Origin of the sequence: Xanthomonas sp. 1678 (assembly GCF_031455575.1) — a bacterium.
GTDB lineage: Bacteria > Pseudomonadota > Gammaproteobacteria > Xanthomonadales > Xanthomonadaceae > Xanthomonas_A.
The window spans coordinates 96,279-112,681 of sequence record NZ_JAVDSZ010000007.1 but is presented as its reverse complement, the minus strand read 5'-3'; the positions used below and the strand labels follow the sequence as shown (position 1 = coordinate 112,681).

The window sequence follows — 16,403 nt, the reverse complement described above, 5'->3', positions numbered from 1 at the left end:
GATCATCTCCTGGCAAAAATCACTGTCAAGCGATTTGATAAAAAAAGCGCCACCTTTCCCTCGGAAAAGCGGCGCTTTTTTTATTTTCAGCCCATCGGTTTTTGTGTAGGAGGGGGCTCAGCCCCGACATCTAGCCGGCCAATCGCCGGGGGCGAAGCCCTTCCTACAGAAAGCGAAGACGCAACGCACTCGCGACCATCCCCCCGGGTCCCTGGTCCCTGGTCCCCGGTCCCGAAGCCCTCAAACCCACCCATACCGAATCAAGTGAAAGAACACCGGCGCGGCGAAGCACACCGAGTCCAGCCGGTCGAGCACGCCGCCGTGGCCTTCGATCATGTGGCCCCAGTCCTTGATGCCGCGGTCGCGCTTGATCGCCGACATCACCAGGCCGCCGAAGAAGCCCATCAGGTTGGCCACCAGCGCCAGCGCGAACGCCTGCAGCGGCGAGAACGGGGTGATCCACCACAGCGCCGCGCCGAGCAGGCTCGCCGACAGCAGGCCGCCGACGAAACCTTCCACGGTCTTGGACGGCGACAGCTTCGGCGCGATCAGGTGCTTGCCGATCAGCTTGCCCCACACGTACTGCAGCACGTCGGAGGACTGCACCACGATCACCAGGAACGCGAACAACAGCAGGTTGCGGCCTTCGTAGCCGGGGATCTCCAGGTTCAGCAGCGCCGGCACGTGCGAGATGCAGAACACGCAGATCATCAGCCCCCACTGCACCTTGGCGGTGCGTTCCAGGTAGCGCGTGGTGTCGCCGCCGATGGTGGCCAGGATCGGCAGCACCAGGAACGCGTAGACCGGGATCAGCAGCGTGTACAGGCCGTACCAGCCGCTCCACACCAGCCAGTACTGCCACGGCAGCACGATGTAGAACGCGGCCAGCAACGCGTAGTAGTCGCCGCGCCGGGTCGGCGCCAGGGTGATGAATTCGCGCAGCGCGAACAGCGACACCAGCGCGAACAGCACGATCACGCCGATGCGCCCGAACACGAACGCCAGCGCCACCACCGCCGCCATCACCCACCATGCGCGGATCCGCGCGACCAGGTTGTCCAGCACCGCGGTCGGGCGTTCGCGCGCGCGCCAGCGCAGCGTCTCGGAGATCAGCGTGGCCAGCAGCAGCACCGCGGCGATGCCGAGGAACAGCCAGATGGTCTGCTGGCGCAGCGAGGATTGCTGCAGGTGGTCGCTGAAGGCGATCGGGTTCATCGCGCGGCCTCCATCTGTTCCGGCGACAGCGCCAGCAGCGCCGCGCGCGTGCGTTCCAGGAACGCCTGCTTGTCCTCGCCAGCGTCCAGCCGCAGCGGCGCGCCGAAGGTGGTGGTGCACAGCAGCGGCAACGGCAGCCACTTGCCCTTTGGCATCACCCGCTTCAGGTTGTCGATCCACACCGGCACGAATTCCAGTTCCGGCCGGTGCCGCGCCAGGTGGTAGATGCCGCTCTTGAACGGCAGCACGCCTTCGTCGGTGTTGCGGGTACCTTCCGGGAACAGGATCAGCGAACCGCCGCCGTCAACCGCTTCGCACAGGCAATCGATCGGATCGCGGGTGCGCTGCGCGGCCTCGCGCTCGATCAGCACGCCGTTGAACACCGCGTGGATCAGGTAGCGGCGCAGCGCGTCGCGCTGCCAGTAGTCGGCCGCAGCCACCGGCCGCACCTCGCGCCGCAACGCCGCCGGCAGCGACGACCAGATCAGCACGAAGTCGCCGTGGCTGGCGTGGTTGCCGTAGTACACGCGGCGTTCGCTGGACGGCATGCAGCCGCGCCAGAACGCACGCGCGCCGGTCAGGGTACGGATCGCGGCGCTGCAGCCGCGGGCGATCAGACGCTCGATCATTTCCACTCCAGTTCGCGCACGATGGCGCGCAGGCGGATCACGATGGTCAACGCGGCACCGCCGATCAGCAGCGCCAGGGTCAGGACCAGGAAGATTTCGGCGATGGCACTACGCTGCAGCAGCAGCGCGGCGGCGGCCAGCAACGCCGCCAGCGACAGCCAATGCATGCGCTGCACGCGTGCCATCGGCCCCTGCACCGGCTCGCTGACGCCGCAGGCCAGGCCGAGCATGCGCACGTAGGCGGTGCCCACGCACAGCAAGGCCGCCGCCCAGCCCAGCTCGGCGCCCCAGCTCAGCACGTGCTGCAGGCCGTAGCCCACGCCCAGGCATACCAGCACATCGGAGAGCCGATCCGGCGCCTCGTTGTAGACCTCGCCGGCGCGGCCGATCATCTGCGCCTGCCGCGCCATCAGCCCGTCCAGGCGGTTGCACAGCAGCCGCCCCTGCAGGGCGAGCGCGGCCAGCAGCAGCAAGCCGGCCGCGTCGCGCGGCGGCTCGCGCCAGGCGCAATAGAACATCAGCGCCGCCAACGCAGCGAAGCCGGTCGCGGTCCAGGACAGGCCGTTCGGCGTGGCGCCGCGCGCGCGCAGCGCCGTCGCCAGGCGTGCGCGCCACCGCGCGCGGCGTTCGCGCATGCTCGGTCGTGCCATCAGTCGCCTCCTCCGCCGCAGCCGCCGCAACCGCTGCTGCAACTGCTGCCGCCGCCTCCACCGCCGCCGCTGCTGCCGCTGGTGCAGCTGCTGCCGCCACCGTTGCCACTGCTGGCGACGATCGGCGTGCGCAACGCGTGGTAGTCCGCCCATGGCGTCCCCAGCAGCACGCCGGTGCCGGCCAGGGCCAGGGGCGATGCCAGGTGCAACGCCTGCGGCGCGGGCGCCGATCCGGCGCCTGCGCGCCATGCCTTGTCGCGCTCGGCGAGCAAGCGCTCGCCGGCGACGCTGCGCCGCGGCGGCGTCAACAGGAAGCCGAGCGCGAGCATCGTCACCAGCACCATCGCCGCGACCAGGAAGCCGACCGGGCGCTGCAACTGCAGGCCGATGTCGATCTTCAGCGCACCGGCGATCCACAGCGCCAGCAGCGGCGCGGCGCCGAGCAGACGCGCGCACCAGGCTTGCCCGCGGCCGAGCAGCAGGCGCTTGCCGATCAACGCCTTGCGCAGCGGCGACGCATCGTCGCGCAATGCCTGCAGCGCCAGCGGCAATTTCGGGTTGGCGCGCACCAGCAGCAGGGCGCGCTGCAGCGCCGCCGGCACTGCAGCGTCCGTGACCTGCAGCTGGGCCGCGTCGCGGTGGCTGCCACGCAGGCTCGACGGCGCCAGCTGCACTGCGTCGCACGCCATCAGCAAGGCCAGTTGCATGTCCGCCACGCGCTCGCTGCCGCCGGCCAGGAACGCCAGTTCGGCATTGTCCACCTGCCGGACCGCGCGCTGCTGGCCGAGGCCGCGCACCGCGCGCCGCAGCCGTGCGGCCAATGCGCAGGCCAGCCCGATCGCCGCCAGGAACAGCAGCAGGAACGAACCGCCGCGCCAGTGCAGCGGCGAGGCGGCGGTGTTGATCGAACTCAGCCACCCGCCCAGCAGCAGCGTCGCCAGCAACCACAGCCACAGCGCTTTGCCGCCCTCGCGTGGCATCGGCCAACGCCGCGCCGGAACATCGCTGCGCAGCCACGGTTGCGGCGCTGTGGTATCGCCCGGCGCCGGCCAGCACGCCGCCGGCGGTTCGCCGAAATGGTGGCGGTAGCGCGCCAAGGTGGTCCGGTACTGCAGCGCGTGGCGGTCGGCGTCGGCGGCGTCGCCGCGCCCAGGTCGATGGTGCAGCGTGGTCTGCAGCACGTCCGGGCAGAACCGCTGCCAGTATTCGTGGGTGTCGGTGAGGTGGGTATGCCAGACCTGGTCGATCAGCGTGCTGGGCGTGACCTCGGCGTCGGCGCTGCTGCAGGCAAGGAAGCAGAAGCGCCGGTATTCCTCCACCGCCTGCGCGGCTTCGGCCAGGGAGACCTTGGCTTCCTTGGCCACGCGGCGCAAGAACACCGGCAACGCGTCGTCGTCCTCACCGAAACGGTAGGCCTGCAGGCGCTGCCACAATGCCTGTTGCGCGGCATCGGCATGGGAAAGCGGCGCCGGATCGGCGGATGCGGTCATGGTCTGCACTCCATCATGCGAACTGCGCCGCGATCGGCGCCGCCAGCAGCGCCAGCAGTTGCAGCGCCAGGCTGGCGACCTGCCGCAGCAACAAGCCACGCATGCCGCGCCAGCGCGCTTGCCAGTCGCGCGGCGGTGGCAACTGCCGCAGCAGGCCGAGCCGGTGCAGCGCGGCGTCCAGATCGGCGCCGGCCTGGTCGGGATCGGCTTCGGCCAGCACCGCGTCGAGCAGCGCCACGTCCAGGCCAACGCGCGCCGCCCAGTACCGTTGCAGCAACCCGGCCAGCACGCTGAGCAGGCACAGCGCCATTGCCAGCGCTGCGCCGGCATTGGCGTACCACGCGCCCAGCAACAAGGCGACGGCGAGCAGCGTCAGCGATAGCCGGTCCAGCGGCGCCGCCTGGCGCAGCAGCGCGGCCATCGTGCGCAGCTGCAACCGCGTGCTCATGCCGGCTGCTCCAAGGCCTGCAGCGCTGCGGCCGGCGCGGCGCATGCGGCGGCGATGGCGTCGCGCTGCGCGGGACCCAGCACGACCCGCGATGCGCGCGCGCGCAGCAGCGCGAGCGCGTCATCCAGTTCCGCGGCGCGCCCGCTGTGCAGCAGCCAGGTGGCGACCGCGGCGGCGCTGCGCGAATAGCCCAGCGCGCAGCACACCAGCACCGGGCCGTGGTGGCGTGCGGCCTCGATCGCGGCGGCGGCGGCACGCAAGGCATCGGCGGGTGGCGCGACCAGGTCCAGCATCGGCACCGTGCGATCGTGCGCACCGACATCGCGCAGCGACAGTTCGGCGCTGACGTCGACCACCGCGGCGAAGGCCGCGCGCTGGCCGCGACCGGGCACGCGTCCCAGCCAAACCCCGTCGGCGATTTCGCGCGGCGCCGGATCGCGCCGGGTCCAGGCGCGCGAGTTGAGCCAGGCCGCGGCCAGGTACGGCGCGTACAGCCAGCGCGCGGCCAGGCTGAGGCGGCCGTCGGCGCGCTTTTGCAGGCCAATCGCGCCGAGCAACGCGTAGTCGAGCGCGACCAGCGACAGCGACAATGCCGGCCACAACAGCCACCAGCCCGCGCCGCCGATCGCCCAGGCCAGCGCGACGCAGGCGGCGCTGCCGGCCAGGTAGGCGCCGGCCAGGCGCCAGCGCGCCGGATCGCGCGCCAGTGCCAGCGCGCTCCACGGCGGCGCGATGCGCTGCGGCCACAGCCACACGCACAACCAGCCCGCGGCCAGGCCGGTGGGAATGTCCAGGAAATGGTGCTGGTAGGTGGTCAGCACCGAGATGCCGATCAGCGCGAACCAGGCGTGCAGCACGCCGCGCGCCAGGCCGTGCAGATGCTGCGCATAGCGCACCCACAGCACCACCAGCAGCACGATGTGCAGCGACGGCGCCTGGTTGAACGGCTTGTCGAACCCGAGCAGCACCGCGAACAGCCAGCCGAACACGCCCTCGCTCGGCGGCCGTTCGAAGCTGAAGCGCAGCGGCCACAGCAGGAAACAGCCCACCGCCAGCAGTTGCGCGGTCAGCAACCGCTTGGCGTGGGTGTCCAGTTCGGCGCGGGTGCGGCAGACGAAGAACGAGGCCACGTAGAACAGGTCGATCGACCAGTACGGCACGATCGTCCACGGCCAGAACGGGATCTGCGTTTCCCATGCGAACGGCAGCGACGGCACGCCCGCGCGCCGCTCGGCCAGCGTGTTGGCCAGGCCGTAGCTGAGGAAGAAGAACGGCCCCAGCAGCGCCAGCCATCCCAGCGCCCGCCGCCATGGCCGCGGCGCCGGTACGCTCACGGCGCGATCCGCTGCGCCAGCGACACGGTGAAGATGCCCCATTCGTCGATGCGCTGCTCGAGCTTGCGGAAGCCGGCCGCGCGCACCAGCTCGTCCATCTCCTGCTGGGTACGGCGGCGCATCACCCAGGCCGCGCCGCCGCGGTGGCTGGTCAGCGCGCGGGCGATGAACTCCAGCTGCGGATGCCAGGGCTGGCCGGTGTAGGCGAGATAGCCGCCCGGCTCGACCGCGGCGGCCACGCCCTGCAGCGAGCGCAGCACCTGGTCGTTGTCCGGGAACAGTTCGTACAGGCCGGACACCACCGCCAGCGTCGGCCGCGGCTGCAATGCCGCCAGCGCGTCGCGGTCGAAGGCGTCGCCCTGCTCGAAGCGGGCGATGTCGGCGGCGCCGAGCTCGGCGATCAGCGCGCGGCCGCGCTCCACGTTCAACGCGCTGAAATCGCGCAGCGTGATCGCATCGGCGCGCTGCTCGGCGCCGGCCAGTGCCTCCAGCACGTAGCGGCCGTGGCCGGCGGCGACGTCCAGCACGCGCACCGGCGCGCCGGCCTCGCGCAGGCGCTGCATGGCCAGGCGCAGCAGTTCGTGCAGGTGGGTGCGGCGCACACGGATGCCGCGCCAGCCGATCGCATCGAGATAGTTGCGATCGATCAAGCGGCCCAGCGGACCCTTGCCGATGGCGCGGTCGCGATACACGTAGTCCAGCGTGCTGCCGGAATCGAAGCCGGTCTGCAGGCCCAACGCGACGCCTTCGGACAGGGTGCCGCCGAAGCGCAGGTTGGCGCGCACGAAACGCCAGCGCAGGTCCTGCAGGCTGTACTTTTCCGGCGGCCAGGACAGCCGCTCGGATTCCTCGAAGGTCGGCCCGCGCCGGTGCGCCTGCAACAGGCTGGGCAGCGCCGGCGCCTCGGCGAAGCGTTCGCGCACGAACCGGCGGATCTGCGCCAGCGCCGGTGCGCGGTCGCGCTCGCCCAGGGTGTCGTGGAAGAACCCGGGCAGCAGGTGGCGCTCCTTCACCGGCGAGGACAGCCGCTCGTAGAAGCGGTCCTGCGGGCCGCGGTGCACCACGAAATCGTCGCCGGACACCAGCAGCTGCACCGGCACGGTGATCGCCTGCGCATCGCCGACCACGCGGTCGGCTGCGGCGTACACGCCGAGCAGCACCCGCACCGAGATCGGCCGGGTGATCAGCGGATCGTCGCGGTAACTGGCCACGCGCGCCGGGTCGTGGGTCAACCACTGCGGCTTGACGTAGCTGTTGACGAAGAAATTGCCGCGCAGCTTGTGCATCAAGGCCAGCCCGGGCCGCGCGAACGGCACGTACAGCTTGACATTGAACGCCGGCGAGGCCAGCACCAGCGCGCGCAGCGGCGGCGCGTAGTCGTGCACCCAGGTGCTGGCGATCACCGCGCCCACGCTCTGCGCGATCACCACGATGTCCTGCACCGCGATGCCGTACGTGGCGCCGATGTAGGCGATGAAGCTGTCCAGGTCGCGCACCAGCGCCGGGAAGCCGGGCGCATCGCCGCGCACGCCGGGCGAGCGGCCGTTGCCGCGCGCATCCCAGGCGAACATCGCGCAGTCGTCCAGGCCCAGTTCGTCGGCCAGGTGCAGCACCCGCCCCGAATGCTCGTGGCCACGATGCAACAGCACCACCGCACGCGGCTGCGCCGCTGGCGCGGTGGCCGGCCAGTGCCGGTAGAACAACCGTGTTCCGTCGAAACTGCAAAACTCGCTTTCGCTGACCTGCCGCATCCGTTGCCGATTCCCTGTCGTGGTACCGCTGTTGCCGTGAGTGTCGCTATCGCATCCGTGTCGTGGCCGTGGTCCGCGTGCCGCGGTTCAGCGCGAGGCCGCCTCGCGCAGGCCGGCGGCCACGCGCCGCAGCACCGTCGCCGCGCACAGCAGCGCCAGCACGATCGCGAACCCGTCCACCGTCTTCGCCCCCACCCAGCCAGCGGACAGCAGCAGCCCCAGCAGGCCGATCGCAAAGGCGCGATCGCTCTTGCCCATCGGTCCGTCGTAGCGCCGTCCGGCGCCGACCATCAGCCCCAACACCCCGGCATACTCGGTCAATGCCGCCGCCAGCGCCAGCGCCCACAGCCAGCCGGCGCTCGCGCCGGGCACGCTGGCCAGGCTCAGGTACAGCGCCGCGTCGGCGATCACGTCGCTCAATTCGTTGAGGTAGGCGCCCAGCTTGGACTGCTGCCCGAACTCGCGCGCCAGCATGCCGTCGACCGCGTTCAAGGCCATGCGCAGCAGCATCCACGCCGGCAGCAGCGCGTACCACAGCGGCTGCGCCGGCGCGCGCCAGAACACCCAGGCGGCGACCAGCAACGACACCGCGGCCGCGCCCACGGTGACCTGGTTGGCGGTCACGCCGAGCCGGTACAGGCCGCGCACCCCGGGCCGCAGCAGGTCCTGGAAGCGTCCTTTCAATGCGTAGATGGAAACCATTGCGGGGTCCTGAGGGTCCATGCCGGGGCGGCGCAGCCTACAATATCCACTCCCCGCTCCGATGTGTGCCCTGCCCCCATGTCCTCCGATTTCCTGCCCGTGCGCCGGGCATTGTTGTCCGTTTCCGACAAGACCGGCCTGCTCGACCTGGCCCGCGCGCTGGCCGCGCGCAACGTGGAGCTGCTGTCCACCGGCGGCACCGCCAAGGCGATCCGCGACGCGGGGCTGCCGGTCAAGGACGTCTCCGAAGTGACCGGCTTCCCGGAAATGATGGATGGCCGGGTCAAGACCCTGCACCCGCTGGTGCACGGCGGCCTGCTCGGCCGCGCCGGCACCGACGATGCGGTGATGGCCGAACACGGCATCGCGCCGATCGACCTGCTGGTGCTGAACCTGTATCCGTTCGAGGCGGTCACCGCCAAGGCCGACTGCACGCTCGCCGAGGCGGTGGAGAACATCGACATCGGCGGCCCGGCGATGCTGCGCTCGGCGGCGAAGAATTTCGCGCGCGTGGCGGTGGCCACCGATCCGGCGCAGTACGCCGACCTACTGGCCGAACTGGAGGCGCACGACGGCCAGCTGTCGGCCGCCAAGCGCTTCGCGCTGTCGGTGGCCGCGTTCAACCGCGTGGCGCAGTACGACGCGGCGATCAGCAATTACCTGTCCACGGTGACCGACCCTGCGAGCGAGGTGCCGGTGCGTGCCGCGTTCCCGGCGCAGGCCAACGGCAGCTTCATCAAGGTCATGGACCTGCGCTATGGCGAGAACCCGCACCAGCACGCCGCGTTCTACCGCGACCTGTGCCCGGCCCCGGGTTCGCTGGCGACGTTCGAGCAGCTGCAGGGCAAGGAACTGAGCTACAACAACATCGCCGACAGCGATGCGGCCTGGGAATGCGTGCGCCAGTTCGACGCGCCGGCCTGCGTCATCGTCAAGCACGCCAACCCCTGCGGCGTGGCGGTGGGCGCCGGCTGCGGCGACGCCTACGAACTGGCCTACGCGACCGATCCGACCAGCGCCTTCGGCGGCATCCTCGCCTTCAACCGCCCGCTGGACGCGGCTACCGCCAAGGTCATCCTCGACCGCCAGTTCGTCGAAGTGCTGATCGCGCCGGACTACGAGGCCGGTGCGCTCGAGTACGCGAAGAAGAAGGCCAACGTGCGCGTGCTGCGCATCCCGCTGGCGCCGGCCTCCGGCGGCTTCATCGATACCAAGCGCATCGGCTCGGGCCTGCTGATGCAGAGCGCCGACGACCGCGTGGTGACCCGCGACGAACTCAAGGTGGTGACCCGCCTGGCACCGACCGAGGCGCAGTTCGCCGACCTGCTGTTCGCGTGGAAGGTGGTCAAGTACGTCAAGTCCAACGCCATCGTCTACGCCAAGGACCACCGCACCATCGGCGTCGGCGCCGGGCAGATGAGCCGGGTGTATTCGGCGCGCATCGCCGGGATCAAGGCCGCCGACGCGGCGCTGGTGGTGGAAGGCTCGGTGATGGCCTCCGATGCGTTCTTCCCGTTCCGCGACGGCATCGACGCGGCCGCGGCGGCCGGCATCAAGGCGGTGATCCAGCCGGGCGGCTCGATGCGCGACGGCGAGGTGATCGCCGCCGCCGACGAACACGGCATCGCCATGGTGTTCACCGGCGTGCGTCATTTCCGCCACTGAGCGGCCAAGGGATCGAAAACGATGAAACGCACTCCATTGCGCCACGGCCTGCCGCTGCTGCTCGCGCTCGGCATGGCCGCGTGCAAGCCGACCGCAGCACCCGCTCCGGCCGCAGCGCCGGCCGCACCGGCCGCACCGGCAGCGACCACGGCGCCAGTGCAGTCCGCGCACGCGCCACGCACCGAGCGCCTGCAGGCCTTCCTGCAGGCGCGCTACGGCAAGCAGGCGCGCCTGTCGGAAAGCTGGTCCGGCCAGGCCGATGGCCAGGCGGTGCAGAGCGAGGTCTGCGCCGAGCAGCCGGTGGTGGTCGGCAGCCAGATCCAGCAACTGCTGGCGGTATGCCACCGGCTCGACGACGGCGGCCATGCCAATCCCGGACTGATCGACTTCCTGATCCTGCGCGACGACGGACAGGGCCTGGCGGTGGTCGCCGAGAAGCTGGCCGACGGCTTCGGCAGCGACGGCGATCCGGGCGCGGTGGACATCCTGCGCCTGGGCAGCGATTTCTACGGCTTCGTGGTCTACAGCAGCTGGATCGGGCAAGGCCTGGTGCTGGAATCGCAGGACCTGGTGCTGCCCGGCCCCAAGGGCCTGGTCAACGCCGGCTCGGTGCGCCAGCACATCGACAACCAGGGCGCGCTGGATTGCAGCGACGAAGGCCGCGATCCGCAGCAGACCGCCGCGCAGTGCCAGGCGGAGCTGTTCGACGTGGATTTCAAGCTCGCCGTGGACGACAGCGATCCGGCCGCGCGGGTGTGGCCGGTGACCATCGAGGAAACCGGCATGTCCTGCGGCAAGAAGCTCGGCACCACCCAGGTGTTCGCGTTCGACGCGGCCCGCTGGGCCTATCCGTTCCCCGATTCGATGCAGCGCGAAGCCTGCGAATAGCCCTCCTTCGACATCACGAGACACGCCTTGAAAATCCTCGTCATCGGTTCCGGCGGCCGCGAACACGCCCTGTCCTGGAAGCTGGCCCAGTCCCCGCGCGTCAGCGACGTGCTGGTCGCCCCGGGCAATGCCGGCACCGCCACTGAACCCAAGTGCCGCAACGTGGCGATCAAGGTCGACGACCTGGACGGCCTGCTCAAACTGGCGCAGGACGAAGCGGTGGCGCTGACCGTGGTCGGCCCGGAAGTGCCGCTGGTGCTGGGCGTGGTCGACCGCTTCCGCGCCGCCGGACTGCGCATCTTCGGGCCCACGGCCAAGGCCGCGCAGTTGGAAGGCAGCAAGGCGTTCGCCAAGGAATTCCTCGCCCGCCACGGCATCCCGACCGCGTTCTACGAAGTGCATACCGAGGTGGACGCGGCGCTGGCCTACGTGCGCCGCATGTCCGTTGAAGGCGGGGGCGCGCCGATCGTGGTCAAGGCCGACGGCCTGGCCGCGGGCAAGGGCGTGATCGTGGCGATGACCCTGGACGAGGCCGAAGCGGCGGTGCGAGACATGCTGTCGGGCAATGCGTTCGGTGATGCCGGCGCGCGCGTGGTGATCGAGGAATTCCTCGACGGCGAGGAAGCCAGCTTCATCTCCATGGTCGATGGCGCCACCGCGCTGCCGATGGCCACCAGCCAGGACCACAAGCGCGTCGGCGACGGCGACACCGGCCCCAACACCGGCGGCATGGGCGCGTATTCGCCGGCGCCGGTGGTCACGCCCGAGGTGCACGCGCGGGTGATGCGCGAGGTGGTGGAACCGACCGTGCAGGGCATGATCGCCGACGGCGTGCCGTTCACCGGCTTCCTGTATGCCGGGCTGATGATCGATGCCAGCGGCGCACCCAAGGTGATCGAGTTCAACGTGCGCTTCGGCGACCCGGAGACGCAGCCGGTGATGCTGCGCCTGCAGTCGGACCTGGTGGAGCTGGTCGAGGCGGCGATCGACGGACAACTGCATGCGACCGAAGCGCAGTGGGATCCGCGTCCGTCGCTGGGCGTGGTGCTGGCGGCGGCGCCGTATCCGGAAGCGCCGATCACCGGCGAGGCGATTTCCGGCCTGGAGCAGGTGCCAGCCAGCGCCAAGGTGTTCCATGCCGGCACCGCACTGGATGCGCAGGGCCGCGTGCTCAGCGCCGGCGGCCGTGTGCTGTGCGTGGCCGCGCTCGGCGACAGCGTGTCCGATGCGCAGCGCAATGCGTACGCCGGCGTGGCGAAGATCCATTGGCCCAGCGAATTCCATCGCAGCGACATCGGCTGGCGCGCGATCGCGCGCGAACGCGGGCGCATAGGCCGCACGTAGCCCTCTGTAGGAGCGGCTTCAGCCGCGACAGACCCTATACACAGGGATCCATAGGATCTGTCGCGGCTGAAGCCGCTCCTACAGGTTGCACCATCGGTATTCGAGGACATTCCATGGCACTGGATCCCGACCTCCACGCCCAATTCCGCGAGCTGGCGGCGCAGACCGACGGCATCGATACCAAGGTCTACGCAGACTACGCCAAGGATCCGCTGGAGCCGATCATCGGCCTGGGCCGCCGCAACGCGCGGCTGTGCTTCTTCGGCCGCGACCCGGGCCGCAGCGAGGTCGAACACGGCGAGCCCTTCGTCGGCAGCGGCGGGCAGCTCGTGCGCAAGGCGCTGTACCGGCATCTGCACGACGGCCAGCCGATGCCGGATTTCGCGGCCTCGCTGAAAATCGGCCGCGCCTTCTTCTGGATCAACACCGTGCCGTACAAACCGCTCGGCAACAAGGCCTGGTCGATGCAGGTGAAGCGACGCTTCCATCCGCTGATGCGGCGCCTGCTGATCGAGCAGTGGCGCGGCCGCGACATCGTCACCCTCGGCCGCGAAGCCTTCCTGTGGTTCGGCATCGACCAGCCCAAGCAGGTGCGCGCGCAGCTGGACGCGTTCTGGGCCGACGATGCGCGCTTCAGCGCGAGCATCGAAGTCGACCTGCAGACCGAGCGCGGCACGTCGCGGCGCTTCGCCCTGCATCCGCTGCCGCATCCCTCGCCGCTCAACCAGACCTGGTTCAAGCGTTTTCCGGAACTGCTCGAGGCGCGCCTGCGACAACTGCGGATCTGAGAGGACGGGACTGCGCGACGCGATGCGCCGGGCGCCACCGTTGCGTTATCGTGTCGCCGTGCCGAAATCCTCGATCGAATCGCGCCTCAGCCGCCTGTGGGCCCACGAAAAGGCCAGCTACGGCCTGCGCGTGTTCATCGCCCTGGGCGTGGCGATGGGGGTGTGCTGGCAGCAGCAGCAACTGACCGCGCTGCCGGCGATCTTCCTCGGCGCCATCGCCAGCGCCATCGCCGAGACCGACGACAACTGGCTGGGCCGGATCAAGTCGGTGCTGCTGTCGCTGCTGTGCTTCGCCGCGGCCGCGGCCGCGGTGGTGCTGCTGTTCCCGTATCCGCTGGCGTTCGTCGCCGGCATGGCGCTGTCCACCTTCGCCCTGACCCTGCTCGGCGCGCTCGGCGAGCGCTACGCCTCCATCGCCCAGGCCACGGTGGCGCTGGCGATCTACGCGATGATCGGCATCGACCACGGCGGCCGCGCCGGCCACGTCGGCGGCAGCGCCTGGCACGGCATCGGCCTGTTGATGCTCGGCGCCGCCTGGTACGGGCTGCTGTCGATCCTGTGGACCGTGCTGTTCGCCAACCGCCCGGTGCGCGAGCGGCTGTCGCGGCTGTTCTTCGAACTCGGCCGCTACCTGCGGCTCAAGGCCGCATTGTTCGAACCGGTGCGGCAGAGCGACCTGCACGCGCGGCGGCTGGCGCTGGCCGAGCAGAACGCGCAGGTGGTGGCGGCGCTGAACGCGGCCAAGACCGCGATCATGAGCCGTTTCGGCCGCTCCGGCCGGCCCGGCGTGCAGTCCGGCCTGTACTTCCGGCTGTACTACATGGCGCAGGATTTCCACGAACGCGCCAGCTCCTCGCACTATCCCTACGAAGCGCTGACCGACGCGTTCTTCCACAGCGACGTGCTGTACCGCTGCCAGCGCCTGCTTGCCCTGCAGGGCAAGGCCTGCGCCGCGCTGGGCGAGGCGATCCGGCTGCGCCAGCCGTTCGAATACGGCGAGCAGACCCAGCTGGCCACCACCGACCTGCGCCAGTCGCTGGACTTCCTGCATGCCCGCGCCGATCCGCGCCAGGCGCGGCTGCTCGGCTCGCTGGAACTGCTGGTGACCAACCTGCAGAGCATCGAGCGGCGGCTGTCCGAATCCGCGCAGTCCGACACCACCAGCGACAACCTCGACACGCGCCTGCGCGACTCCTCGCCGCACACGCTGCGCGAGATGCTGGTGCGCGTCGGCCAGCAACTCACCCCCGGCTCGGTGCTGTTCCGGCACGGGCTGCGCATGGCGATCGCACTGGTGGTCGGCTACGCCATCATGCAGTCGATCCACGCCAGCAACGGCTACTGGATCCTGCTCACCACCGCCTTCGTATGCCGGCCCAACTACGGCGCCACCCGGCTGCGCCTGGCGCAGCGCATCGCCGGCACGCTGATCGGGCTGATCGCGACCTGGGCGCTGATGCAGCTGTTCCCCGGCACCGAACTGCAGCTGCTGTTCGCGCTGGCCGGCGCGCTGTTGTTCTTCGTCACCCGTACCGACCGCTACATGCTGGCCACCGCGGCGATCACGGTGATGGCGCTGTTCTGCTTCAACCTGCTCGGCGACGGCTTCGTGCTGATCTGGCCGCGCCTGCTCGACACCCTGATCGGCTGCGCGATCGCCGCGGCGGCCTCGTTCCTGATCCTGCCCGACTGGCAGGGCCGTCGCCTCAACCAGGTGATGGCCACCGTGCTGGCCAGCTGCGCGCGCTACCTGGCGCAGGTGCTGGAGCAGTACCGCAGCGGCATGCGCGACGACCTGCCCTACCGCATCGCCCGCCGCGACATGCACAACGCCGACGCCGCGCTGTCGGTGGCGCTGTCCAACATGCTGCGCGAACCCGGCCGCTACCGCCGCAACCTGGATGCCGGCTTCCGCTTCCTGGCGCTGTCAAATACCTTGCTCGGCTACCTGTCGGCGCTGGGCGCGCACCGCGCCGCGCTGGCCGGCGAAGCCGACCCGGCCATCGACCGCGCCGGCGGTTACCTGCAGGACACCCTGGGCGCGATCGCCGACGCGCTGGCGCAGCGCCAGGCGCTGCCGCCGGCCGACGAATCGGCCGAGGTGGCGATGGCCGATGCGCTGGAACACGAGGACGGGATCGACGAGGCCAAGCGGCGGCTGGTGCGCAACCAGCTGGCGCTGACCCTGCGCCTGCTGCCCAAGCTGCGCGCCGCCGCGCATGCGGTCACCGCTCCGGCGTCGGCGCCAACGCCGCCTTCTGCGGTACCGGCCGCACGCTGATGCCCATCCACAGCAGCGCCGCTACCGCCAGCGCCACGCCGCCGACCACCACCCCGCGCCAGCCGGCGTAGGCGTAGGCCGCGGTGCCGAGGCTGGAGCCGATCGCGCCGCCGATGAAGTAGCAGGTGACGTAGGCCGAGGTGATGCGGTTGCGCGCCTTCGGATCCAGCTGGTAGATCACGTGCTGGTTGCCGATGTGCACGCCCTGCACCGCCACGTCCAGCAACAGCACCCCGGCGATCAGCAGCCACAGCGAGTGCGGCGCGGCGGCCAGCAGCAGCCACGACAGCAGCAGCATGGCCAGCCCGCCCCAGCCCACCCAGTGCCCGGCGCCGCGGTCGGCGAGCTTGCCCGAGAGGTTGGCGGCGAACGCGCCGGCGGCGCCGATCAGGCCGAACAGGCCGATCGTGGCGGTGCCGTAGCCGTAGTCGGGGCCGGACAGCAGGAACGCCAGCGTGGTCCAGAACATGCTGAAGCCGGCGAAGAGCAGCCCGCCCAGGATCGCCCGCGAACGCAGCACCGGTTCGTCGCGCAGCAGCGCCAGCACCGAGCCGATCAGGTGCGGATAGGACAACCGCGGATTGCCCGGATGCCGCGGCAGCGCGCGCCACAGCAGCGCCGCCACCAGCAGGATCAGCGCCGCGGCCACCCAGTACACGGTATGCCAGCCGCCGGCGCCGGCCAGCAGCCCAGAGACGGTGCGCGCCAGCAGGATGCCGAGCAGCAGCCCGCTCATCACCGTGCCGACCACCCGCCCGCGCTCGTGCGGCGCGGCCAGGGTGGCGGCGAACGGCACCAGGATCTGCGCGGCCACCGAGCTCAGCCCGGTGACCAGGGTGCCGACCAGCAGCAGCGCGAAGCTGCTCGAGGCGGCGCTGATCAGCAGGCCCACCGCGCTGAGCGCGTACAGCCCCACGATCAGGCTGCGGCGCTCGAAGCGGTCGCCCAGCGGCACCAGCAACAGCAGGCCGGCCGCGTAGGCCAGCTGCGCGGTGGTGACCACCGCACCGGCGCTGCGCACGTCGATCGAGAAGGTCTGCGCCAGCACCTCCAGCAGCGGCTGTGCGTAGTAGTTGCTGGCCACCGCCAGGCCGGTGGCGGCGGCCATCAGCAGCACCAGGCCACGGTGCATCGGGGGGTGCGGGGAGGTGTCCATGAGCGGGAATCCAAGGGGGAGCGGAAGGAATGGCGCCAGTCTGGGCCGGCACGATCGATCTT

At 70.6% G+C, this 16,403-nt stretch carries 14 protein-coding genes; 5 read left to right on the top strand and 9 right to left on the bottom strand.

Translation table 11 applies throughout. The features are described from left to right. Positions 1–240: 240 nt before the first annotated feature. From J2Y70_RS13905 to J2Y70_RS13870, 8 genes are all read right to left on the bottom strand, one after another. Positions 241–1,215 (bottom strand): phosphatidate cytidylyltransferase, encoded by a 975-nt coding sequence (locus J2Y70_RS13905; protein ID WP_263396939.1) that lies wholly within the window; start codon positions 1,213–1,215, stop codon positions 241–243. Then, positions 1,212–1,844 (bottom strand): lysophospholipid acyltransferase family protein, encoded by a 633-nt coding sequence (locus tag J2Y70_RS13900; RefSeq protein WP_309918588.1) that lies wholly within the window; start codon positions 1,842–1,844, stop codon positions 1,212–1,214. The genes J2Y70_RS13905 and J2Y70_RS13900 overlap by 4 nt, the downstream gene beginning before the upstream one ends. Then, the gene (locus J2Y70_RS13895; protein ID WP_309918583.1) at positions 1,841–2,494 is read right to left on the bottom strand and encodes a CDP-alcohol phosphatidyltransferase family protein; all 654 of its coding nucleotides are present in this window, start codon (positions 2,492–2,494) and stop codon (positions 1,841–1,843) included. Before J2Y70_RS13895 ends, J2Y70_RS13900 begins: the two co-directional genes overlap by 4 nt. Further along, complete coding sequence (locus J2Y70_RS13890) at positions 2,494–3,984, bottom strand: TIGR04222 domain-containing membrane protein (protein WP_309918580.1); 1,491 nt, start codon at positions 3,982–3,984, stop codon at positions 2,494–2,496. The genes J2Y70_RS13895 and J2Y70_RS13890 overlap by 1 nt, the downstream gene beginning before the upstream one ends. A 13-nt stretch (positions 3,985–3,997) precedes the next feature. After that, entirely contained in the window at positions 3,998–4,432 is a 435-nt protein-coding gene (locus J2Y70_RS13885) for a hypothetical protein (RefSeq protein WP_309918577.1), read from the bottom strand. After that, entirely contained in the window at positions 4,429–5,808 is a 1,380-nt protein-coding gene (locus tag J2Y70_RS13880) for a phosphatase PAP2/dual specificity phosphatase family protein (RefSeq protein WP_309918574.1), read from the bottom strand. Before J2Y70_RS13880 ends, J2Y70_RS13885 begins: the two co-directional genes overlap by 4 nt. After that, positions 5,763–7,517: a bifunctional alpha/beta hydrolase/class I SAM-dependent methyltransferase gene (locus J2Y70_RS13875; RefSeq protein WP_309918571.1), complete on the bottom strand. Its 1,755-nt coding sequence runs from the start codon at positions 7,515–7,517 to the stop codon at positions 5,763–5,765. Before J2Y70_RS13875 ends, J2Y70_RS13880 begins: the two co-directional genes overlap by 46 nt. 87 nt (positions 7,518–7,604) lie before the next feature. Beyond that, a complete protein-coding gene (locus J2Y70_RS13870) occupies positions 7,605–8,219 on the bottom strand; it encodes a CDP-alcohol phosphatidyltransferase family protein (protein ID WP_309918568.1) in 615 nt (204 codons plus the stop codon). 78 nt (positions 8,220–8,297) lie between these two features. Here J2Y70_RS13870 and purH point away from each other — a divergent pair, with 78 nt between their 5' ends. The 5 genes from purH (at position 8,298) to yccS (ending at position 15,185) form a co-directional block, all read left to right on the top strand. Beyond that, positions 8,298–9,884 carry a bifunctional phosphoribosylaminoimidazolecarboxamide formyltransferase/IMP cyclohydrolase gene (gene purH, locus J2Y70_RS13865; protein WP_309918563.1) on the top strand — a complete coding sequence of 529 codons (1,587 nt, stop codon included), beginning with the start codon at positions 8,298–8,300 and terminating at the stop codon, positions 9,882–9,884. 21 nt (positions 9,885–9,905) lie between these two features. Then, entirely contained in the window at positions 9,906–10,772 is an 867-nt protein-coding gene (locus J2Y70_RS13860; RefSeq protein ID WP_309918560.1) for a hypothetical protein, read from the top strand. Positions 10,773–10,799: 27 nt separating this feature from the next. Continuing rightward, positions 10,800–12,116 carry a phosphoribosylamine--glycine ligase gene (gene purD, locus J2Y70_RS13855; RefSeq protein WP_309918558.1) on the top strand — a complete coding sequence of 439 codons (1,317 nt, stop codon included), beginning with the start codon at positions 10,800–10,802 and terminating at the stop codon, positions 12,114–12,116. Positions 12,117–12,229: 113 nt separating this feature from the next. After that, complete coding sequence (locus tag J2Y70_RS13850; protein WP_309918555.1) at positions 12,230–12,904, top strand: uracil-DNA glycosylase family protein; 675 nt, start codon at positions 12,230–12,232, stop codon at positions 12,902–12,904. Positions 12,905–12,926: 22 nt separating this feature from the next. After that, positions 12,927–15,185, top strand: a complete 2,259-nt coding sequence (gene yccS, locus J2Y70_RS13845; protein WP_309918552.1) for a YccS family putative transporter — start codon at positions 12,927–12,929, stop codon at positions 15,183–15,185. Here yccS and J2Y70_RS13840 read toward each other — a convergent pair. Further along, on the bottom strand, positions 15,130–16,341 hold the full coding sequence (locus tag J2Y70_RS13840) for an MFS transporter (RefSeq protein ID WP_309918547.1): 1,212 nt from the start codon (positions 16,339–16,341) through the stop codon (positions 15,130–15,132). The two genes, yccS and J2Y70_RS13840, sit on opposite strands and share 56 nt — an antisense overlap. Positions 16,342–16,403: the final 62 nt, after the last annotated feature.